At 60.7% G+C, this 21,841-nt stretch carries 17 protein-coding genes and 3 pseudogenes; 17 read left to right on the top strand and 3 right to left on the bottom strand.

Translation table 11 applies throughout. The features are described 5' to 3' along the window. The first annotated feature begins 231 nt into the window (after positions 1–231). The 14 genes and pseudogenes from ACOCG7_RS22475 to ACOCG7_RS22410 form a co-directional block, all read left to right on the top strand. Positions 232–1,386 (top strand): LLM class flavin-dependent oxidoreductase, encoded by a 1,155-nt coding sequence (locus ACOCG7_RS22475; RefSeq protein WP_083083539.1) that lies wholly within the window; start codon positions 232–234, stop codon positions 1,384–1,386. After that, positions 1,383–2,747, top strand: coding sequence for an LLM class flavin-dependent oxidoreductase (locus ACOCG7_RS22470; RefSeq protein ID WP_421380046.1), 1,365 nt, complete (start codon positions 1,383–1,385; stop codon positions 2,745–2,747). The genes ACOCG7_RS22475 and ACOCG7_RS22470 overlap by 4 nt, the downstream gene beginning before the upstream one ends. Before the next feature lie 64 nt (positions 2,748–2,811). After that, complete coding sequence (locus tag ACOCG7_RS22465; RefSeq protein WP_421380043.1) at positions 2,812–3,639, top strand: ABC transporter permease; 828 nt, start codon at positions 2,812–2,814, stop codon at positions 3,637–3,639. Beyond that, positions 3,632–4,387 (top strand): ABC transporter ATP-binding protein, encoded by a 756-nt coding sequence (locus tag ACOCG7_RS22460; protein WP_083083542.1) that lies wholly within the window; start codon positions 3,632–3,634, stop codon positions 4,385–4,387. The genes ACOCG7_RS22465 and ACOCG7_RS22460 overlap by 8 nt, the downstream gene beginning before the upstream one ends. A gap of 37 nt (positions 4,388–4,424) precedes the next feature. Then, complete coding sequence (locus ACOCG7_RS22455; RefSeq protein ID WP_227470695.1) at positions 4,425–5,462, top strand: ABC transporter substrate-binding protein; 1,038 nt, start codon at positions 4,425–4,427, stop codon at positions 5,460–5,462. A 577-nt stretch (positions 5,463–6,039) separates the two neighbouring features. Then, a complete protein-coding gene (locus tag ACOCG7_RS22450) occupies positions 6,040–6,981 on the top strand; it encodes a TauD/TfdA dioxygenase family protein (RefSeq protein ID WP_421380038.1) in 942 nt (313 codons plus the stop codon). 14 nt (positions 6,982–6,995) lie between these two features. Then, on the top strand, positions 6,996–8,009 hold the full coding sequence (locus tag ACOCG7_RS22445) for an ABC transporter substrate-binding protein (RefSeq protein WP_227470698.1): 1,014 nt from the start codon (positions 6,996–6,998) through the stop codon (positions 8,007–8,009). A 19-nt stretch (positions 8,010–8,028) separates the two neighbouring features. Then, positions 8,029–8,829, top strand: a complete 801-nt coding sequence (locus tag ACOCG7_RS22440) for an ABC transporter ATP-binding protein (protein WP_083083546.1) — start codon at positions 8,029–8,031, stop codon at positions 8,827–8,829. Positions 8,830–8,850: 21 nt separating this feature from the next. Further along, positions 8,851–9,648 carry an ABC transporter permease gene (locus tag ACOCG7_RS22435; RefSeq protein ID WP_421380033.1) on the top strand — a complete coding sequence of 266 codons (798 nt, stop codon included), beginning with the start codon at positions 8,851–8,853 and terminating at the stop codon, positions 9,646–9,648. After that, the gene (locus ACOCG7_RS22430) at positions 9,645–11,261 is read left to right on the top strand and encodes an FAD-binding protein (RefSeq protein ID WP_347143070.1); all 1,617 of its coding nucleotides are present in this window, start codon (positions 9,645–9,647) and stop codon (positions 11,259–11,261) included. Before ACOCG7_RS22435 ends, ACOCG7_RS22430 begins: the two co-directional genes overlap by 4 nt. Next, positions 11,258–11,581: a 4Fe-4S dicluster domain-containing protein gene (locus ACOCG7_RS22425; protein ID WP_083083549.1), complete on the top strand. Its 324-nt coding sequence runs from the start codon at positions 11,258–11,260 to the stop codon at positions 11,579–11,581. The genes ACOCG7_RS22430 and ACOCG7_RS22425 overlap by 4 nt, the downstream gene beginning before the upstream one ends. A gap of 142 nt (positions 11,582–11,723) precedes the next feature. Further along, on the top strand, positions 11,724–12,188 hold the full coding sequence (locus tag ACOCG7_RS22420) for a RidA family protein (RefSeq protein ID WP_083083550.1): 465 nt from the start codon (positions 11,724–11,726) through the stop codon (positions 12,186–12,188). A gap of 229 nt (positions 12,189–12,417) precedes the next feature. Next, positions 12,418–13,833: a YeiH family protein gene (locus ACOCG7_RS22415; RefSeq protein WP_083083551.1), complete on the top strand. Its 1,416-nt coding sequence runs from the start codon at positions 12,418–12,420 to the stop codon at positions 13,831–13,833. A 458-nt stretch (positions 13,834–14,291) separates the two neighbouring features. Then, positions 14,292–14,747 (top strand): annotated as a pseudogene (locus ACOCG7_RS22410) (ABC transporter substrate-binding protein); the annotation flags it as partial. Here ACOCG7_RS22410 and ACOCG7_RS22405 read toward each other — a convergent pair. Next, positions 14,741–15,042 (bottom strand): annotated as a pseudogene (locus ACOCG7_RS22405) (LLM class flavin-dependent oxidoreductase); the annotation flags it as partial. The pseudogenes ACOCG7_RS22410 and ACOCG7_RS22405 overlap by 7 nt on opposite strands. Positions 15,043–15,423: 381 nt before the next feature. Between ACOCG7_RS22405 and ACOCG7_RS22400 the strand changes: the two are divergent. Then, on the top strand, positions 15,424–17,085 hold the full coding sequence (locus ACOCG7_RS22400) for an ABC transporter substrate-binding protein (protein ID WP_083083552.1): 1,662 nt from the start codon (positions 15,424–15,426) through the stop codon (positions 17,083–17,085). Positions 17,086–17,104: 19 nt separating this feature from the next. On the opposite strand, the gene ACOCG7_RS22395 is transcribed toward ACOCG7_RS22400, so the two are convergent. After that, entirely contained in the window at positions 17,105–17,932 is an 828-nt protein-coding gene (locus tag ACOCG7_RS22395) for a class II glutamine amidotransferase (RefSeq protein ID WP_083083553.1), read from the bottom strand. A 393-nt stretch (positions 17,933–18,325) separates the two neighbouring features. Between ACOCG7_RS22395 and ACOCG7_RS22390 the strand changes: the two genes are divergently transcribed. Together ACOCG7_RS22390 and ACOCG7_RS22385 are read left to right on the top strand one after the other, a co-directional pair. Continuing rightward, positions 18,326–19,669 carry an LLM class flavin-dependent oxidoreductase gene (locus ACOCG7_RS22390; RefSeq protein ID WP_083083554.1) on the top strand — a complete coding sequence of 448 codons (1,344 nt, stop codon included), beginning with the start codon at positions 18,326–18,328 and terminating at the stop codon, positions 19,667–19,669. A gap of 511 nt (positions 19,670–20,180) precedes the next feature. Then, the gene (locus tag ACOCG7_RS22385) at positions 20,181–21,236 is read left to right on the top strand and encodes an alpha/beta fold hydrolase (protein WP_083083555.1); all 1,056 of its coding nucleotides are present in this window, start codon (positions 20,181–20,183) and stop codon (positions 21,234–21,236) included. Between the two features lie 309 nt (positions 21,237–21,545). On the opposite strand, the pseudogene ACOCG7_RS22380 reads toward ACOCG7_RS22385, so the two are convergent. After that, positions 21,546–21,742: pseudogene (locus tag ACOCG7_RS22380) on the bottom strand (DDE-type integrase/transposase/recombinase); the annotation flags it as partial. Between the last annotated feature and the right edge of the window lie 99 nt (positions 21,743–21,841).

Genomic DNA, 21,841 nt, shown 5'->3' with positions numbered 1-21,841 from the left:
CGCATGTCGGCGGAGTTGCGCGCTTTGAGCGGCCTGTACGCGGAGAACGGCTGAGCGCAGCGCGGGCGACGGGCGGCAGCGGCCGCGTGACGATAACGCGCCCGTTGCGGCGCCGACTCCCGCTGATCGGACCCACGCGGTGCTGAGCAACGACGGGCCGATCACTGAGGACGCTCGCGTCAATGCGCGAAGCCCAATGTCTCTTCACGCTCATCCTTAACGCGGTGTTTCATGTCGACCTTGTCTCCTGCCAGTTTCCCCGACAGTCCACTCTCGCGGGCGCTCGCTCAGCCACTCATGCTGGGTCTGTTCCTGCCGATCCAGAGCGGCGGATGGTCGATGTCGACACTGCCGCGCACGACCGACTGGAGCTTCGATTACAACGCGCGCCTCACCCGCAAGGCGGAGGATCTCGGCTTCGACCTCGTGTTCGGGCTTGCGCAGTGGCTCGGCAAGGATGGCCACGGCGGCGCGATGCGCTACCGGCGCGAATCGCTCGATTCGTTCATCGCGATCGGATCGCTGGCGGCCATCACGCACCGCATCCTGCTCATTTCGACGCTGCATATCCTGTACGGCAATCTGCATCCGCTGCATCTCGCGAAGTTCGGTGCAACGCTCGACCATATTTCAGGCGGGCGTTGGGGGCTGAACATGGTCACCGGCCATTCTGTCGACGAGGCCGAGATGTTTGGCCGCGAAGGACACTTCGAGCACGACCTGCGCTATGAGATGGCCGGCGAGTTCGTCGATCTCATGGAGCAACTCTGGTCGCTCGACGACAACCTGACGTTCGACGGCAAGTGGTATCGAGCCCGCAATGCATTCGTTTCACCGAAGCCGCGCTTCGGCCGGCCGGTGCTGGTCAACGCCACGAGTTCGCCCGCTGGGATCGACTACGCGGCGCAGCACTCCGATCTGATCTTCATTACGAGCTCGGCTGGCGCGCAGATCGACGCGGCGCTGGAGGTCCTGCCGGCGCATAGCGCACAGGTGCGGGAACGGGCCGCGGCTCACGGCCGCCAGGTACGCACGCTGATCAATCCGACCATCGTCTGCCGGCCGACCGAGCGGGAGGCGCAGGCCTATCACGATGCGATCCTCTCGAAGGCGGATTTCGGTGCGGTCGATGGTTTTACCGGCCGCCGCAGCGACGCGAAAGCCTGGAAGGGGCATCAGCGCGAGCAGCGCGTTCTTGGCGGCAACATCCAGATCATCGGTTCGCCGGAACGCGTGGTGGACGATCTGCTGCGCCTGAAGGCTGCGGGCATCGACGGCGTGCAACTCACCTTCTTCGACTTCGAACCAGATCTCGCCTACTTCGGTGAAGCCGTGCTGCCGCTAATGGAAGAAGCGGGGCTCAGACTGCCTGGAGCACGGCCATGAGCGCGCCGCGGACTTTCCATCTGAACACCAATGTCACCGGCACGGGCCGTCATCCGGCTGGCTGGCGTACGCTCGACAACCCGAAGTCGATCACCGATCTCGGTTTCTTCGCCAAGATCGCGCAGATCGCAGAGCGCGGCAAGCTCGATGCGGTGTTTCTGTCCGATGCGCTCGCTTTGCGCGGCCACGCGCACGGGCCCGCGCAGTCGCTGGAGCCCACCGTTCTGCTCACCGCGCTCGCGGGCGTGACACGACACGTTGGCCTCATTGGTACGGCATCGACGACGTTCAACGACCCGTTCAATCTCGCACGCCGCTTCGCGTCAGTCGATCATCTGAGCGCGGGCCGGGTCGCATGGAACGCCGTGACGACCTACGACCCGGACGCAGCGGCCAATTTCAGCATTGCAAGATCGCCCGACAAACAGGAGCGCTATGCGCGTGCGGAAGAGTTCGTCGATGTCGTGCTCAAGCTCTGGGACAGCTGGGAAGACGGCGCGCTCGTCGCCGACCAGGCTAGCGGACGTTACGCCGATCCGGCACGCGTGCACGCCATCGCTCATCACGGCCGTCACTTTCAGGTCCGCGGACCGTTGAATTTGCCGCGCAGCCCGCAAGGGCGGCCGGTGCTCGTGCAGGCGGGCGGCTCGGACGCCGGCGTAGCACTGGCTGCTCGCCATGCCGATGCGGTATTCACGGCCCAGACCACATTCGACGGCGCGCAGCAGTTCTACCGCGACATCAAGGCGCGTGCCGCCGTGCACGGACGCAATCCCGATCATCTGCTGGTGTTGCCGGGGCTTTATCCGGTGGTCGGCGGGACGCTGAGTGAGGCACGTCAGCGCAAGGCGGAGATGGATGCGCTACTCGATCGCGGCGCCGAACTCGCGAAGTTCGCCGGGGCGCTGGGCGTCCACGCGGAGGACCTGAATCTGGACGCGCAGTTGCCATACGACCTGATCGACAAGGGAAACCGGTCCGATGTTTCGCAAGGATTTATCCACTCGACGGTCCGGCTCGCTCGAAGTGAAAACCTGACGGTGCGCGAACTGCTCGACCGCAATCCCGGCGCACACCGGATGGTCGTGGGAACGCCCGAGACGATTGCCGACGACATCGAGCGTTGGTTCACCGGTCGCGCCGCGGACGGCTTCAATCTCAATGCCGACGTGTTTCCCGCCGGCCTTGCGGACTTCGTCGACCACGTGGTGCCGCTGCTGCAGCGCAAGGGCATCTTCCGGCGCGATTATGAAGGGACGACATTGCGTGAGCACTACGGCCTTCCGCGTCCTCCAAGCCGCTATGGCGATGCCGAGGCGCCCGAGGACATCGTGGCAACGTCTTCCGGCGCTGTCGTCTGACGGTCGGCCCGGCGAGTCCAGTTAATACGGATACCTAGTCAATTTCATTCTTTCAGGGAATCGTATGTCTACCAGAGAGTCCACCCTGGCGGCGACGCCCGCGCCGTCTCCCGTCGCGGCCTCTTCGCGATTCGAGACGTTGCGGGAGCCGTTTTTGCGCGCCTTGATCCCGGTACTGCTGATCGCGCTATGGCAATTGGCTTCTTCGACGGGCGTAGTCAGCGAATTCGTGTTGCCGGCGCCTGTCTCCGTGCTGTCGGCCTACCGCGAACTCTTGCAGTCCGGCGACCTGCAGGATGCGCTAAAAATTTCGCTCGCCCGTGCAGCATTGGGTCTTTTGCTCGGTGGCGGCGCGGGCCTGCTGTTGGGCGTGGCCGCAGGTCTGAGCAAATCGGCCGAGCGTGGCTTCGACACCGTGTTGCAGATGCTGCGCACCATCCCGTTCATTGCGCTCGTGCCGATTTTCGTCGTCTGGTTCGGCATCGGCGAATTGTCCAAGATCGCGCTGATCGTGGGCGCGGCAATTTCGCCAATGTATCTCAGCACCTATCACGCCATTCGCGGTATCGACCCAAAACTGCTGGAACTCGGCCGCACGTTCCGTCTGACTCGCGGCCATCAGATACGGCTGATCATTCTGCCTACGGCACTGCCGGGCATTCTCGTCGGCGTCCGTTATTCCGCGGCGATATCGCTGCTGGCTCTGGTGGCCGCGGAGCAGATCAATGCAAGCGCAGGTATCGGCTTCATTCTGAACAACGCGAATCAATTCCAGCGGGCCGACATCATCATCGCCGGAATACTCGTCTATGCGGTGCTCGGCATCGGCGTGGACGCGTTCCTGCGTCTTGTCGAGCGCAAGGCTCTGGTCTGGAGAGGCACCCATGTCTGAAATCGCTTATCAGCCGCAAGCACTGCTTCAGCCCGAGCACGATTCAGCGCCGGTCGTGGCGAGACTATCCAGTGTGAAAAAACGCTACGGCGACAACACCGTGCTCGACAACGTCGACTTCGCGGTAAGGAAGGGAGAAGCGGTTGCACTGGTCGGTCCGTCCGGCACGGGCAAGACTACAGTGCTGCGGCTGCTCGCCGGCCTCGAAGCGGTTTCAGGCGGCAGAACCGAAGTTTCGGAGAACACGTCGGTCGTATTCCAGGAGCCGAGGTTGATTCAGGCACTGCGGGTCTGGAAAAACGTTCTGCTGGACGAGGCGCACAAGCCCGGCGCAAAAGACCGCGCGCGCGAGGCGCTGCAAGACGTGGGACTCGAAGACAAGCTCGAAAGCTGGCCCGTCAGTCTGTCCGGCGGCCAGGCGCAGCGTGTTGCAGTGGCGCGGGCACTCTACCGCCGCCCGGACCTCATGTTGCTGGACGAACCCTTCAGCGCACTCGACGCTTTCACTCGCCGCAGCACGCAGAGCCTGGTGCTGAAACTGTGGGCCAAGTACACATTCGGCCTCGTTATCGTGACGCACGATCTGGACGAAGCGCTAATACTTGCCGACCGGATAGTCATTCTCTCCAAAGGCCGCATCTGCCACGAAACGCGAGTGGATCTCCCCCGGGAGCGCGATGTGACGTCGCCGGAATTCAACGCGCTCAAGCGGGACCTGCTCAAGCAGTTCTCGCTCAGTCTGACCTGATTTCTTCAATCATCCATTCAAGGTATTTATGTCGCTGATGAAATCCCTGTATGCGGGCATGTCCGTACTTCTGGCGTCCGCCACGCTCAGCCTCTGCGGCACGGCCGCGGCGCAAAGCCAGCCCGACCTGAAGGACACCAGGCTTGTGATTGCCTACCAGGACCCGGCCTTCCCGGCGTTGATCCGTAAGTCGGGCGTGATCAATGGTGCGCCCTACCAGATCGAATGGGTGCTGCTGACAGGGCCCGCCGCCAATCTCTCCGCGCTCTATGCCGGCAAGATCGATCTCGGACATATGGGCGATACGTCCCTTACGATCGAGCAGGCCAATTCCCGCACGGAATGGACGAAGGACTCCACGCCGCTGCGTATCGTGGCAGGCTGGCGGAATTTCTATTCGAAGGAATATCCGCCGGTCGTGACGGCCGTGCGCACGAGTGCCAACATCAACAGCGTGCAGGAAATCAAGGGGCGTAAGGTCGGTTATAACTACGGCGGCTACAACCATTCGCAGTACCTCGCCACGCTCGTCAAGGCCGGCGTGACCGAAAAGGATATCCAGCCGATCAAATTCGCCGACGGCGCGACCTCCGCGGCCGGCTTCAATGCGGGTGAAGTGGAGGTCTATTCGGGGGCGCTCGGGCCGATTCTGCCGACCATCAAGTCAGGCGCCGGACATATTCTGTTGGCCGATCGCGATACGCAAATTCCCGCACTCAACGTATGGACGACCACATCCGCCGACCTGAAAGACCCGCACAAGGTCGCCGCCTTCCAGGATTTCTTCTCGCGTTTGTCCGGCTACTGGGCCTGGCATGACGCACACAAGGACGAGGTAGTCGGCGTACTCAAGGACACGCTGAAAATCTCCGACGACCGCGCCGCGTTCGAATATCAGGTCCGTAGCGGCAGTTTCGTGAAATTCGACGCCGGCCTGCTCGGTCAGGAGCAGAAGATCGCCGACATTCTGTACGACGGCCACGCGATCCGGAAGAAGGTGAAAGTGGATGTCGAATACGATCCGCAGTTCAACGCCGCGCAAAAGGCGATCTGGCCGATCAGGACCAAGGACTGACACCCCATTGCAGTCTCCGCGGGCGCAGGTCGATCAGAATGATCGCGTTCGCGAAGAGCTGCTTGCGAATAGTATCGATGGCGTTCGCCACGACAGGGCCAGTTGCCGGGTGCGGGTGGCCGCGATAAGCCCGGCGTCGTCTCGCAGTGGGATCGAATTGCGACGCGCGCCTGCCTTTGGTTGAAGCGGACCTCGACGTAGGCGTTGCGCATCAACGATGCTCCGTTGCTGTCGGGCCCGCAGCCCACCGTATCCGGTTTCGCGGCACGATCACACCATACTTCCGTCGATTATTCGCGCAAACGAATGGACTATTCGATCGTTATCAGCCCATGCGTGCCGAGCTTATTATGGTCGATCCATCCGGCGATCGATGATCGTACGTCGGCAACAAGTGCAACGTTGCAATATAGGACATCCTGAGGCATTGCGTATGTAACGCATTGCAAGAAGCATTCTAGCGCTCACGTGAAAAGCGTCATTGACGATGCGCTCATACGCTTGCATCGATTTGTTCGTTGCGAAGCACCGCACTCCGATGGTCTGATTGAACGACTCAACGACGACGGAGAAACTTATGAGCACGGTGCTTGATCATCGAGACGCGCAGTCGCAAACCGAAGGCCATCAGGATCTGCGCGTGCGGCGCTACAAGCCGCTCGTCGGCGCGGTCATCGAGAACGTTGATCTTGCTGCGCCGCTCAGCGAGGATAATCGCCGGACGTTGCGTCAGGCGTTGGTCGATCACGGCGTGATCTTTTTTCGTGAGCAGGCGCTCACGCCGGAGCAGCACGTGGCGCTCGCGAAGATTTTCGGCAACCCGATCCGCAAGAACGTGTATCTCCCGGCCGTCTCCGGCTTTCCCGAGATCGAGGTCATTGCGCACGGCGGCGACAAGACACGATCTGGCGGTACGGACAACTGGCATGTCGATGTTTCGTGGCAGCATCAGCCGCCAAGGGCCACCGTCCTTCATGCGCAGGACATTCCGGAAGGCGGCGGTGGCGATACGATCTGGGCCTCGTCGGCGGCAGTCTACGACTTGCTGGATGCCGATCTGGCCCGCTACTTCGAGAAGCTGACCGCGGTGAATACATTCCTCGCTTCGCCGAAGAAGGCCGCGCTCGCGGATCTTCTGAGCGGCTATGAGATTCCCGAGGGCACGGAAGAGAACAGCGTCGAGGCCGGACTAGCGCGAGTGCGTGATGCGGCACAGAAGTATCCGCCGATCGAAGTCCCCGTCATCAAGACGCACCCAGAGAACGGGCGGAAACTCGTATTCGTCAACGAGGGGCATACGAGCCATATTCTCGGCGTATCGAAGACGCAGAGTCAGAGCCTGCTCAACTATCTCTACGATCTCATCAAGACACCGGAAGTGCAGGCGCGCTTCGAATGGAAGCAGGGCGATGTCGCCATCTGGGACAACCGGCAAGTGCAGCACTATGCGGCGCGTGATTACGGCGCGGCGAAACGGCGCATTCACCGGATCACGCTCGAACACGACGGTGTGTTCTGACTGGAGGACAACGCGTGACTGTCATCAAGCGCTTCATTCATGTAACGTTGCCGGTCGTCGCGTTCGCCGCGAGCGCGTCGGCTGTTCTCGCGCAGACGCCCGAAAAGCTCGAACTGCGCTATCAGGGTTGGGCGAGCAAGGTCCTGTATCCAGAGCTTGCCGAAGAATTGGGCTATCTCGCGCCGATCAAGCTGAAATGGGTCGGCAACACGATCAGCGGGCCGCAGGACATTCAGGCGGCCGTGACCGGCGATGTCGATTTCGGCGGCGCCTTTAACGGCTCCATCGTCAAGCTCGTTGCGGCGCATGCGCCGGTCAAGGCGGTGATTTCGTATGTCGGCACGGACAAGGAGACCAACGGCGGTCTGTTCGTCTTGCAGGACAGTGCGATCAAGGGCCCGCGCGATCTCATCGGCAAGAAGATCGGCGTCAATACGCCAGGTGCTTACCAGCAATATCTCGTGACCGCATATCTGCAGAAGTCGGGCTTGTCCCAGTCCGATATCGATCGCGTGACGTTCGTGCCCGCGCCGCCCGTTAATCTCGCGCAACTGCTCAAACAGAAGCAGCTCGACGCGATCTTTCTCGAAGACATCATCAAGGAGAAGCTGCTTGCCGACGGCGGCGCGCGTCTGCTCACCACCGACTACGCGCAGTTCGGCTCTTACGGCTACGCGAGCTATCTGTTCACGGACCGCTTTATCGCGCAGAACCCGAACACCGTGCGCAAATTCGTCGATGGCACCGCCCGCGCGATCGAATGGACGCGTACGACGCCGCGAGATGAGGTCGTGGCACGCCTGAAAAAGATCGTGGAGGCGCGGCATCGCAACGAGGACACGACGATCGTCAATTACTGGAAGTCGCCAGGCGTGGGCGGCAAGGGCGGCGTGATCGCAGCGGAGGATTTCACGACGTACATCGACTGGTATGTGAAGAACGGCGTGCTCAAACTGGGACAGGTCAAGCCGGAAGCGGTGTATTCCAACCGGTTCAATCCGTTCGATCAGACGGTTGCCAGCCACTGATGCATCGGGAGACACAGTAATGAGTGCATCGATCGATGTGCGTAATGTCGCGAAGAGCTATCGCGTGAACCGGGGCAATCCGTTCGCGGCGCTCGACGGCGTTTCCTTTCACGTAGCCGCGGGCGAATTCGTCTCGCTCGTTGGTGCGAGCGGGTGCGGCAAGACCACGCTGCTCGATCTCATCGGCGGGCTGACGCTGCCGGATGCCGGCGAGATTCTGATCGGCGGACGCAAGATCGAAGGGCCGGGATTGGATCGCGGGATTGTGTTCCAGCAATACGCGCTGTTTCCGTGGCGGACGGCGCTCGGCAATGTCGCGTTCGGGCTGGAGGCGAAAGGTGTTCCGAAAGCTGAGCGGTTGGCACGGGCGCGGCGCATTCTCGAACTTGTCGGATTGAGCGAATTCGCAGACCGGTACCCGCATCAGTTGTCGGGCGGCATGAAGCAGCGCGTCGCCATCGCGCGTTCGCTCGCCTATGAACCCGACGTCCTTCTGATGGACGAGCCGTTCGCCGCACTCGATGCGCAGACGCGCGAAACCTTGCAGCACGAGTTGCTGCGCATCTGGAAGCGCACCGGCACGACCGTCGTTTTCATCACGCATTCGATCGACGAAGCCATCTATCTCGGTCAGCGCGTGCTGGTCATGGCGGCATCACCCGGACGCGTCACGCATGTGTTGCCGGTCAACGTGTCAAAGAACGATGCCGGCGAGGACGTGCGCGCGACGCCGGAATTCGTCCGGCTTCGGCACGAGGTCTGGCAGCTCATTCGCTCACGTCGCGGCTCGGGGCAACTGCAGGTTGCGCACGCGGCCTGATCCACCCTGGAAGGAACCTCCATGAGTACAGTCATTGGCGCAACCGCACCGCCAGGCGCCGCCTGCGGCCTCGTGCGCGCAGTCCGGTCGAGCATCGCTATCGTCGTGTTCGTGGCGTTGTGGGAAGCGCTGCCGCGGCTGAACTGGGTCGATGCGACCTTCCTGCCGCCGTTTTCCGTCGTGCTTCGCGCGCTGTGCGACATGGCGCTGTCGGGGGAGCTTGGCGTGCATGTCTTTGCCAGTGCGGCGCGTGCGCTGAGCGGCTTTGCGATCGCGGTCGTGCTCGGCGTGCCTCTGGGCTTGCTCATCGGCTGGTATCGAACGCTCGCAGAAGTCCTCGATCCGCTCCTCGAACTGTTTCGCAATACCGCGCCGCTGGCCCTGCTGCCGGTGTTCGTGCTCGTGCTCGGCATGGGCGAAACGTCCAAGGTATCGATGGTCGTCTATTCGTGCATCTGGCCTGTCGTGCTCAACACCGTGAGCGGCGTGCGCAACGTCGATCCACTGCTGATCCGCTCCGCGCGGTCTATGGGCCTTGGGCCGCTGCAGCTGTTCGGGAAGGTCGTCTTGCCCGGGTCTGTGCCGTCGGTGTTTACGGGCATCCGCGTCGCGGGAGCCTATTCAATTCTCGTGCTGATTGCGGCGGAAATGGTCGGTGCGAAGGCGGGTCTGGGCTATCTGGTCAACTATTCGCAGTTCACCTTCGAGATTCCGAAGATGTACGCAGGGATTATCGCGCTGGCTTTGCTCGGACTCACGTTCAACCAAACCGTGCTGTTCGCCGAAAAGCGGCTCGCCGCATGGAAGGAACACGAATGACGCAGATTGCAGGCGTGACTGGTCCACAACGTCACTACGAAGTCGACGTGCTCGTTGTCGGCGGCGGTCCGGCGGGCACGTGGGCTGCGATCAGCGCCGCGGCAAAGGGGGCTCGTGTGGTGCTTGCGGACAAGGGCTTCTGCGGCACGTCGGGCGCCACGGCACCGTCGGGCACGGGCGTCTGGCACGTGCCGCGCGACAAGGACGCCCGCGAGCGCGCGCGTGCGAGCCGTTATACGCTCGGCGGCGAACTTGCCGAGCACGCGTGGATGGATCGCGTGCTGGAACAGACTTACGTGAACTGCGAGCGACTCGCGGAATGGGGCTATCCGTTTCCCATCGACGAGGCGGGGAACGCGCACAGAACCTCCTTGCAAGGCCCCGAATACATGCGCCTGATGCGCAAGCGCGTGAAAGAGGCGGGCGTGCGCATTCTCGATCACAGTCCTGCGCTGGAACTCCTGGTCGATGAGCGCGGCGTGGTGGCGGGCGCGGCGGGTATTCACCGGCAGACGGACGAGACCTGGAGCGCGCGGGCGGGCAGCGTGGTCATTGCGACGGGCGGCTGTGCGTTTCTGAGCACCGCGCTCGGCTGCAATGTGTTGACGGGCGATGGCCATCTGATGGCCGCCGAAGCAGGCGCCCAATTCTCCGGCATGGAATTCTCGAACGCCTACGGTTTGGGTCCGGCATTTTCGTCGGTGACGAAATCGCTGTTCTATAACTGGGCCACTTTCTACGATGCAACCGGGACGGCGATTCCCGGGGCGGGTTCGTCGCATGGGCGCGGGGTTATCGCGAAGGTGCTGGAATCGCAGCCGGTGTTTGCATGCCTCGATCGCACGGATGCCGACATCCGTGCGTGGATGCGCCGTTCGCAGCCGAACTTCTTCGTACCGTTCGACCGGCTGGACATCGATCCCTTCACTCAGCATTTCCCTGTCACGTTGCGCCTCGAAGGCACCGTTCGGGGCACGGGCGGCCTGCGCGTGACCGATGCAACTTGCGCGACCTCCGTGCCGGGCCTCTATGCCGCTGGCGACGCCGCCACGCGCGAGCTAATCTGCGGCGGCTTCACGGGCGGCGGCAGCCACAATGCTGCATGGGCTATGTCTTCCGGCTTCTGGGCCGGCGCCGGCGCAGCCGAACACGCCCGGGCGGCGCGCGCGTTGTACACGCCGCGAACGCTGATCCAGGCGGCCCGCGCGACCCTGCGCGACGGCGGCGGCAACGCGCCGATCGATTCCGCCGCGCTCATCCGCGCGGTGCAGGACGAAGTGCTGCCGACGCAGCGCAACTGGACCCGTCGCGCCGACCTGCTCGAAGCATCGCTGGGCCGCCTCGATGCCCTTTGGCATAGCGTGCGAGGCGCGGCGGCATCGGATCGGAATCAGGCGGTGCGCGCTCGCGAAGCCGTCGCCATGCTTGCCGTATCGCGGTGGATGTATCGCAGTGCGCTCGCCCGCACGGAGACGCGCGGCATGGCGCGTCGGCAGGATTACCCGGAGGCCGATGCGGCACAGCGGCATCGCCTGCTGAGCGGCGGTCTGGACGAAGTCTGGGTTGCGCGCCACGCGATGCGCCATGAAGCGAATGAGGATATCGCCGCATGATCGAAATTGTCGATCCGGACCGTTGCACCGGCTGCGACATCTGCGTGCGCGTATGTCCGACCAATGTGTTCGATGCGTCGGCATCGACAGACGGCGTGCCGCTCATTGCGCGGCAGGACGATTGCCAGACCTGCTTCATGTGCGAATTGTATTGTCCGGAAGACGCGCTATATGTCGCACCCCAGACGACGCCGGGCGTGAGCGTCGAGGCAGCGGTGACGCTCAGGGGCAGTTATCGGCAAGCTATCGGCTGGCGTCGCGGTCAGCAATCGGGCGCGGCCGACGATGCGAGCTATGAACTACTGAGCCGCGCGCATTGAGCGGCGCGTGGCGAACTTTCTGCGCCGCCCGTTGGCTGGCCATATCGATATGAAGCTTCGTTGTTTAGCGCGTTGATCGACGCCTCATAAACTGGGGGGGCTGATCCGCGTAATTACACGCTTTCATATCGACAGGAACACTATGAATGCCGACGAAAGATTGAACCGCCTGATCGCTTCCGATCGCGCTTCCAGCAACCCGAAGGCGAACTATCGTAATGCCACGCGCTGGGGTGATCTCGTTTTCGTGTCGGGCAAGTCGGCAGGCGCTTCGATCGACGGGAAGCCATCTAAAGGCAGGCTGGGTGACACGCTCACGCTCGAAGACGGCATTGCGTTCGCACGCGAGGCGGCGCTGGAACTGCTGCTCGTGCTGCGCGACGAACTCGGCTCGCTCGATCGCGTGAAGCAGGTTCTCGACGTGCAGGGCTTCGTCAACGCAGACGCCGCTTTCGAAGACCACGCCAGGGTGCTCGACGGCGCGTCCGATCTGCTGGTCGAGGTTCTCGGCGATGCCGGCGTGCACGCGCGCTCGGTGTTCGGCGCCGTGTCGCTGCGCGGCGGGCAGCCGGTGATTCTGCGCGCTGTAGTCGGCGTGGGCGACTGATTGCCGGTCGCCATGTTTTGGCTCGGCGCGTTCCGACGGGTTCATTTTCGCAGGCAATATGCAAAGATCAATTCGTCATTTCGCGTTTAGAAATAGCGATCGCATACTGGATTGTTGACGTTTGCATGAAAAAGCTGGCGTCAGCTGGATCGCTGCGCGCAAAAAGCACGTCGCCTGACAAAAAATACGCGCAGTTGGTCGCGATCAACCGCAACTATAGGGGAATGTGATGAGCAATACTTCAGCGGCGCGCAACGTGGCTACGGATGCGAACGTGGGCTCGCATGAAAAGCGCAGGTCGATCGGAAGCGAAGATTGGTGGGCAGTCGCAATCGGTCTCTTTGCGATCGTCGTAGCTTACGCGCTGTTCGCATCGGGCACGAGCATCAAGTGGCTAACCGTCGCGCCGGCGAAATGGGCTCAGCCCGCGCAGCTTGGCGTGGACGTTGCGAAACATGCGAGTGGCTATGTCTCCCTGTTCATCGCATTCGCAATTGTGTTTTCGGCCGCAATCGGCGCACTGGGTCAGCAGATCGGACGCTTCCTGGTCGGGTTCGTCGCCGTATTCATTCTCTCGGCGTTGATTTTCTCTGCAGGCGCGTGGGCGCAGGCAAGCACATATAACCTCGAGCCGCCGCTTATCGCGCTTGCACTCGGACTGGTCATTTCAAACGTGATTGGCGTGCCGGAGTGGCTCGCCCCGGCGCTTCGCGTCGAACTGTATATCAAGGTAGGGATCGTGCTGCTCGGCGCCACGCTGCCGCTCACGCTGATTGCGTGGGGTGGCCCGGTCGCGATCGGGCAGGCGACGATCGTGTCGCTCGTCACATTCTTCGTGATTTACTTTGCGGCACGCGCGCTTGCTATCGACAAACGCTTCGCGGCAGTGCTCGGCGTGGGCGGCGCCGTGTGCGGTGTGTCGGCGGCCATCGCTATCGCTGGGGCGGTGCGGGCCAGGCGCGAGCAGGCGTCGGTTGCTATCACGCTAGTCGTGATATGGGCGATCGTGATGGTGTTTGCACTGCCGGGTGTGTCGCGCCTGCTTGGACTTCCCACCGGCGTTGCCGGCGCGTGGATCGGTACGTCCGAATTCGCCGATGCTGCGGGAATTGCCGCGGCTCAGGCATATGGCGATTTTGCGCGCCACGCGGGTGGTGCAGTGGCAGGTGCTCCGGAAGCTTCCCTGCAGGCATTTGTGCTCATGAAAGTGGTCGGGCGTGACATCTGGATCGGTATCTGGGCATTCGTGCTGGCCATCGTCGCGACTACGCGTTGGGATCGTGAAGCCGGCGAAGAATTACGCACGGAAACTCGCGCAAGGGAAATCTGGGTGCGCTTTCCGAAGTTCGTGATCGGATTCGTCATTGCGTCGGTGCTCGTCACGTGGATTTCGTCGCACTACACACTGGCCGATTACCGGAGCGTCGTGACCCCTGCATTCGTTGCTCCGATCGTTGCGCTGCGCACCTGGGCATTCACGTTCTGCTTTCTTAGCATCGGGCTGACGACGCGCTTCGCTTCGCTGACCGCCACGGGTCTGAAGCCGTTGGTCGCTTTCACAGCGGGCGTGGTTGTGAACGTGGCGATCGGTTACGTGCTGTCGGTCCATGTTTTCGCGCCGTACTGGTCCAATTTCGGGCAGTGACGCGTTCATCCGCTAAAGCGAAGTGCGGGTAAAGCGAAATGCGCGTTGAACATCGGGAGGCGATATGCGAACGCAACAGCGGTGCAGCACGTGTGAAGATTGCGCGTATTTTTCAGGAGATCGCGACGAAGTCGAAGCGAAAATCCCTGGACTCACGTCGTTGAGTTCGGCATACGGCGCGACCTTGGGCGATAGCCGGCTATGCAGCCTGTTCGACCGGTTCGTATCGCCTCGCGACGCCTGCGCGTCACATAGACCATCGGTGCCGGGTACCGTCTTGCCCGGTGCCGCAGAATTGCGAGGTAACCCGCAATGACCGCGGCAGCCAATGCAAAAACACACACATAGGAACGCATGCAAAACATAAATATTCGATCGTTATAAATATATCGAAAGTGAATAATTCACACGCTCGTGTTTCGCCGATACGCTGTGCTGACTAACTTCGGCGAGGCCCTATGAGCGGATCTGCTTCAACGTCATTCCTGTCGCGGCGGCGTGCATTGCGTGCACTTTCCGTCGCGCCGCTTGTTTCGATGTCCATTCGCAGCGGGCAAAGCGCGGCGGAGACGAGCAACGTGACGCTGGTATTAGGCGATCAGGCTGGCGGTACTCGTGCGCTGGTCGAAGCGGCGAAAGTTCTGGACGACGCACCTTATGCATATCGCTGGGCGAACTTTCAGGGGGCTGCGCCGCTATTCGAAGCGCAACGGGCGGGCGCGGTGGACCTCGCACCGGCGGGCGACTTGCCCGTGCTTGCTGCGGCCGTGGGCGATCCTTCGCTGAAAATCGTCGCGACGCGAGTCGGCTCGGGCACGCAACTCGGTATTCTCGTCGGCCCGCGCTCCACCATTCGAAGCGTCGCCGATCTGAAAGGGCGAACGGTGTTCGTCTCTTCGGCACGTGGAAGCATTCCACCCGAAAAGTGATCGAGCGTGGCGATCTGGCGCGCGGCGAGCGTGGGCGCGACGAATCCAGGCCGGTGCGCGAGCATGAAATGCACTCGCGAGGTCACGCTTGCGGCATACGCAATGGTGATAGTTGCGTCAGGACTCGTCGAGCTATGCGGAACGAGAATCCGATCGAATCCGGCGGTCTCGTGTGCCTGAGCAAGGTACGAACGTCATTCGTATCGATAGCGGGCCCTTGAGGCAAGTGCGTTTCCGACACCTTGCGTTGCTGGCTCATGCCGATGAATTCGACGCTCACGTTAGCTCCCTGTGAATACCCGCTGCAGCGGATAAAAAATTCCTCGAGCAGATTTTCTTGCTATCGGCCTATCTGCATTGCAAGTCGGGACTAACGCTGCGTTATGCGAAGGTTAAATAGCTACATTCAGATAAAGATATGGAACGCGCATGTTGGCCGGGACTACCCAGATCGCACGCCGCCGCGTTGCGAAGAATCGCTTTGCCCGCTAATGACGCCCTTGTCATATGCATATGATGAATCGGCTGTTGGAACGAGGTCGCTGCGACGATACGATGAGTTGTCTCCTCGACACTCCTCAAATAGGGATTCGCCCCGTTATCGTGCAGTAACGGGGCATTTTTATGTCAGTCCCGTATCGACGCTTTTCATCTGTGCCTCATGACAATCCGCAAAATCCATAAGAACGTCCCGCCGGCATGTTTGCGCGCATTGCGCGTCACGCTGTCTTTAGCAGGGGCGTGCATACTTCTCGCCTTCGCGACGATTACCACGCCCGCTATTGCAGCGGGCAATAAGACGCTGGTGTTCTGCAGCGAGGGCAGTCCGGCAGGATTCGATCCGGGTCAGCACACCACAAGCACGGATTTCGATGCGAGCAGCAATGCCGTTTATAACGAACTCGTGGAGTTTCGTCGCGGCACGTTGGATATCGAACCCGCGCTTGCAACGAGTTGGGATGTTTCCGCAGATCAGCGCAGCTACACGTTTCATCTGCGGCGCGGCGTCAAGTTTCAGACTACAGCATGGTTCACACCGACACGTGACTTCAATGCGGACGACGTGCTGTTCACGTTCAATCGCATGCTCGACCCCGAGGATCCCTTTCGCAAAGCCTATCCTTCGAGCTTCCCGTACTTCAGCGATCTCGGTTTCGACAAGAATCTCTTACGTATTGAGCGGGTCGACGCTTACACGGTGCGTTTCCAGCTCAAACTACCTGATGTCGTCTTTGTTCGAAATCTCGCGATGAACTTCGCTTCTATTCTGTCCGCGCAATATGCGGCGCAGCTGCATACGGCGCATCGTGAAGCGGACATCAACCAGTTGCCAGTGGGCACTGGTCCATTCGTGTTTCGCTCTTATCAGAAAGACGCGCTGATCCGGTACGACGGCAACCCGACCTACTGGCGTCCGGCCGATGTGAAACTGGCCCATCTGATTTTCGCCATTACGCCGGATCCAGCGGTGCGCGTCCAGAAACTTCAGAGCGGCGAATGCCAGGTGTCGGTATTTCCGCGTCCTGCCGATCTCGAGATTGTGAAGCGCAATTCGGGCCTTTCGGTCGTGTCCGGTGTGGGCTTTAACGTCGGCTTCGTCGCCTACAACACGCAGCACGGACCACTTGGGAATACTGACGTGCGGCGTGCGCTGGATATGGCTATCGACAAACCGTCGATCATCAAGGCCGTATTCGCCGGCAACGCGGCCGTCGCGCACAATCCGATGCCGCCTGCGCAGTGGTCTTACAACAACCAGTTGAAAGACGCGCCTTTTGATCCGGAAAAAGCGAAGGCGTTACTGGCCAAAGCAGGGTTTCCGAATGGCTTCGAACTCTCGCTATGGGCAATGCCGGTTCAACGTCCCTACAATCCGAATGCGCAACTGATGGCGCAACTCGTCCAGCAAGATTGGGCAAACATCGGCGTGCGTGCGAAGATTGTGAGCTACGAGTGGGGCGAATACAATCGCCGCGCAAAGCAGGGCGGCGAACACGATGCGATTCTGTATGGCTGGTCAGGCGACAACGGCGACCCGGACAACTGGCTCGGCACATTGCTCGGCTGCGATGCAGTGCATGGCAGCAATCTGTCGAAATGGTGCGATCCGGAGTTCAACGCATTGATCGTTAAGGCGCGCTCCACTTCGGACGTGCAGGAGCGTTCGAAACTGTACGAACAGGCTCAGGTAATCTTCAAAGAAGAAGTGCCGTACACACCCATTGCGCACTCAATCGTTTCGTTGCCGGCTTCGAAGCGCGTGAAAGGCCTTGTGTTTTCCCCACTTGGAAGCCACCGGTTCGATGGCGTGTCCATAGACTGAGCGCAATGCGCAGCCCATGTCATTCTGCGTACACCGCGCAGGATGCCGCTTCGATGACATGCTGCGGAACGGGTACGAACGCTTGTTGGCGCAAACTGCCATCCGAGAACATCAACAGATCGCCGGGTTCGCAGATCACCCAAGCTTCGTCCGTTAGCGGCGTGGTGGCGATTACCGTATTGCGATCGTGCGGCTGGCCGCTAGCGGCAAAATCGATAGACAGGTCCGCGTCGATGAGCTTTGCGCTCTGAAACGGCCAGGCACGTGTCACGTACGCGAGTCGTGTGGAGCAGTAGGCAAACTGCGCTTCGCCATTTGATAGAAGAAAATTGAAAATTCCGTTCTGCGTGAGTTTGCCGACGATCTGAACCAGTGTGTCGAACAACGCGTCGTAATGAAGCTTGACGCCTGAAAAGCGGTCTGCCAGAACATTCATGATGTGGCAGAAAACGGCTTCACTATCCGTCGTCCCAATCGGCGAAAAGAGACCCGGTTGCAAAGGCTCGACGGCTTTCATATCTCCATTGTGCGCAAACACCCATTGAGACCCCCGCCATTCGCGCACGAACGGGTGGCAATTCTCAAGACTGGGATCACCTTGCGTCGCCTTGCGAATGTGCGCGACGACATTGCGTGACTTCAATGGATTGGCTTTGAGCAGCGCTGCGAGCGGTGATGAGCAGGCAGGACGGTCATCGGCAAGCACGCGGCATGCTTTGCCCTCATAAAGCGCGATTCCCCAACCGTCGATGTGATGGTCCGTCAGACCACCGCGCGCGGTGAAGCCCGTGAAAGAGAAAGTGATGTCGGTGGGTTCGGCTGCGTTAAGTGCGAATAGCTGACACATGTCGTTGTGAAATGCGGTCGGCAGGAAGGTAGGGAGGGCGTGCCGGCGAGGAGCACCTTGGTGAATTGTATTCGCGGGGTTCTGCAGTTTAATGAATATATCCGGCACTATTTAGAGGTCTGTGCTCCATATGGTTATCAGTTTTTCGTCGATGGCTGCGGGAATGATTGCCTTTATGATTCTCTGCTCATATGGCTACCCCATTGTTAGACGATGCTCACTCATTCTGTTCGCTGCAAGAGCAGGTAATGCGTCGTTCGATTCTCATATAGACACGGGCATTCCTATCGTCGGGAGGCGAGGGTGAAAAAGACAAATGGCAAATGCTTCGGCGGCGCCCCTGCGTGAGTAGTTGGCCTGCAGCCGGCATCACATTTTCGTCAGCGAGATCTCATGAACAGACGTAGCGGTCATTTGCGCCTTGGCGCGTTTCTCTATCCCGCGGGTCATCACATCGCCGCGTGGCGCCACCCGAACGCGCAAGCGGATGCGGGCGTCAATTTTCGCCATTATGTGCAACTCGCGAAGTTAGCGGAGACCGCAAAATTCGATCTCGTCTTTCTCGCGGACGGTGCCGGTACGCGTGGCGATAACGTCGAATTTCTTAGTCGGACCGCTCACAGCTATGTCGCGCAGTTCGAGCCTATTACGCTGCTGTCGGCGCTCGCTGCAGTGACAGAGAGAGTCGGTCTGGTGGCAACGGCTTCGACCAGTTTCAATGAACCGTTTCATATCGCACGCAAATTCGCGTCGCTCGATCACATCAGCGGGGGGCGTGCGGGCTGGAATCTGGTCACGTCGTCAAGCGAGCATGAAGCGAAGAACTTCAATCGCGACAAGCATTTCGATCACTCAGAGCGTTATGAGCGTGCAGCGGAGTTCGCCGAAGTCACTACCGCGTTGTGGGACAGTTGGGAAGACGATGCATTCGTTCGCGACAAAACGGCTGGGCGTTTTTTCGATCCGGCCAAACGTCACGTATTGAATCACAAAGGGCGATTCTTCCAGGTGAGAGGGCCGCTCAATGTTGCCCGTTCGCCGCAAGGGCGTCCAGTCGTCGTGCAGGCGGGATCGTCCGAGGCAGGTCGCGATCTGGCCGCGAGAACCGCGGAAGTCATTTTTACCGCGCAGCAGACCTTACAGGATGCGATCGACTTCTATGCAGATGTCAAAGGACGTTTGCAGGCCTACGGACGGCACCCGGACGATTTGAAGATCATGCCGGGCGTGCTCCCAATTGTCGGCCGCACGGAAAGCGAAGCGAAAGAGAAGTTTGAGGAATTGCAGTCGCTTGTCGATCCAAAGGTCGGTCTCGCGCTGATATCCACGCTTACCGGCGGATTTGATCTTTCGGCGTATCCGCTCGATGGTCCCATCCCTCAGCTTCCGGAGACGAACGCAAGCAAAAGCCGTCAGGCGCTGACGCTGGAACTTGCTCGGCGTGAGAATCTGACGCTGCGTCAATTGTATCTGCGTGTGGCCGGCGCGCGTGGTCACTGGCAACTCGTCGGTACGCCGACACAGATCGTGGATCAACTCGAAGAGCGCTTTGCAAATTTTGGCGCCGATGGTTTCAATGTGATGCCGCCGGTATTGCCTGATGGTCTCACGGATTTTGTCGAGCTGATCGTTCCTGAATTGCGGCGGCGAGGCCTGTTCAGAAAGGAATACGAGGGGCGTACGTTGCGTGAGAACCTCGGCTTGCGTCACCCCGCTCATCGCGTTGCCGCTGGATAACCACAAGGCCCAGCCCGCACAGAGGTGGCTCCCGAATCGGGGCAGTTTACGGTAACGGAAGGCGGAAAGGGGAACCAGCATAATTCAACGAGGCGTGGGATTCGTCAAACAGGGGCAAGGTCAAGGATCGCCGAGCGAGTCTGATCGTCAATCGGCGTTTAAAAGTCGCTCGGAAAGTGCTCGATCATCCGTCGAGCGTCGCCACGGGACACCGGGCGACGCCGGCGCATGGTAACGAACGACTGTTTGTCCGGTTTCAGCGTCTCGTGGACGTCCCAGTGACGCTTCGAGTGAAGGTCCTTCATGGCCGACGGCGCCGCGCGTTTCGGCTCGTTTGGATGCGGCGACAACCTGGAAGCCGGTCGCGGCATGGGCATTGCGCAAAAGTCGGGGACGCGATCCTGGGCGCACTCCTCAGCCGACCAGGCCATCGAGCACTCATAAGCTGCGGCAGCGAGCTGATCTTCTTCTGAAGCGGATCGCTTCCGCCGCGGCTACTACTGGAGAAGTCATGGGCCGCTTTTTGAACAATCTTCCTATACCCCCTAAAACAATCGGAGCCGTCGCGGCCGCCGCGACCGCCGCCGCCGTCGGTGCGCTGTGGGTGCGGCATCGTGCCCGCAAAGCGGAAGGCGATAATCCGCCGGCCGGCCGTTTTGTGGAAGTCGACGGTGTGCCGCTTCATTATGTTGACAAGGGGGATGGGCCCGCAGTCGTGCTTCTGCATGGAAATGCCGTGCTGCTGCAAGACTTCGTCGCCAGCGGGTTGATCGACCGTTTATCAGAGCGACACCGCGTGATCGCCTTTGACCGTCCGGGATACGGACACAGCGGGCGGCCGCGCGACCGGCTGTGGACCCCACAGACCCAAGGCACGGTCATACAACAGGCGCTCAGGCAGATCGGCGTACAGCAGCCGGTCGTACTCGGGCATTCCTGGGGCACCCTGGTAGCACTAAACATGGCGCTCGGCGACGCCGCAGACCTGCGTGGCCTCGTGCTGGTTTCCGGTTATTACTATCCGACCGCCCGCGCTGACGTAGCGCTAGCTGCGCCAGCAGCACTTCCCATCCTCGGTGACGTGCTGCGGTACACGGTCTCGCCGTTGAGCGGCCGCCTCCTGTTCAAGCGCACGGTGCAAGCAATGTTCGCCCCGGCACCGATTCCGGATGACTTCTTCGAATCCGTGGCTCGTGAAATGGTGCTCCGTCCAGTGCAAATCAGAGCCGAGGCGGAGGATGCAGCGTTCATGATCCCGGCCGCCGCACAGTTAGGTGCCCATTACTCGGGCCTCAAGACGCCGCTCAGCATCTTCGCGGGAGCGGATGACAAGGTCGTCGACCCTAAAGCGCATTCTGTCCGACTGCATCGGGCGATCCCTGGAAGCACGCTCCTCGTTGCACCCGGCGCGGGGCACATGGTGCACTATGCGATCCCAGCTGAAATCGCCGATGCGATTCAACGCATGAGCGAAGGGGCGGAAGACGAGCTTACCAATAGCGATGCCGCCGTCGACGAGACGTCGACGACAGGCGAAAAGCTGCCGGATACGCCAGCGCAGGCATAGGTCGCCATCGCGCCTGTTCTGGATTCATTCTTCCTGCCGCTAATTGACGACGAGGCGCACAAGTTGTTGACTGGCCTTCGGCTTGCGGCTGGCCCACTCGCAATTCAACAGCGGCCCAGAAATAAGCCGATGGTCCTGCTCGATGACATTGTTCAGATACTTGTTCTGCCGGATTTTGATTGGCGTCCGCCGGTCTGCGTTGAGCGTCGTGAGCGTGGCCAGATTAGCGCCACTCGTGTCCACGGTAATGGTCTCGGGCCCGCCGTTCTGTCCAATTGCCTTTCCGAAGTAGTGGCGAACAGCGGCCTTCGCGATGGGCACGTAGCAGAAAATCCACCGTGTTGCCCGCCTTGTCGACGGCTCGATACAAGTATTTCCATTGGCCTTTGACCTTGACGTAGGGTCTCGTCCAGCAGGATCACCGCCAATGGGTAGTGCAATCGCTTGAGGACTTTTCCGATAGGCGATGGCGACGTTGCACGAGGCACCTTCTTCGTCTTGTCCATCTCATTCGTCGTTTTTTGGTCGGGCTCGAACTCTAGCCCGACGCCTTGGCGCGACAAAACCCACCGGGGTGCACGGGACAGCACATCAACCACTACGGT

The sequence above is a fragment of the Paraburkholderia sp. DD10 genome, assembly GCF_049177125.1.
GTDB lineage: Bacteria > Pseudomonadota > Gammaproteobacteria > Burkholderiales > Burkholderiaceae > Paraburkholderia > Paraburkholderia terricola.
This window is presented reverse-complemented; position numbering and strand designations above follow the sequence as displayed.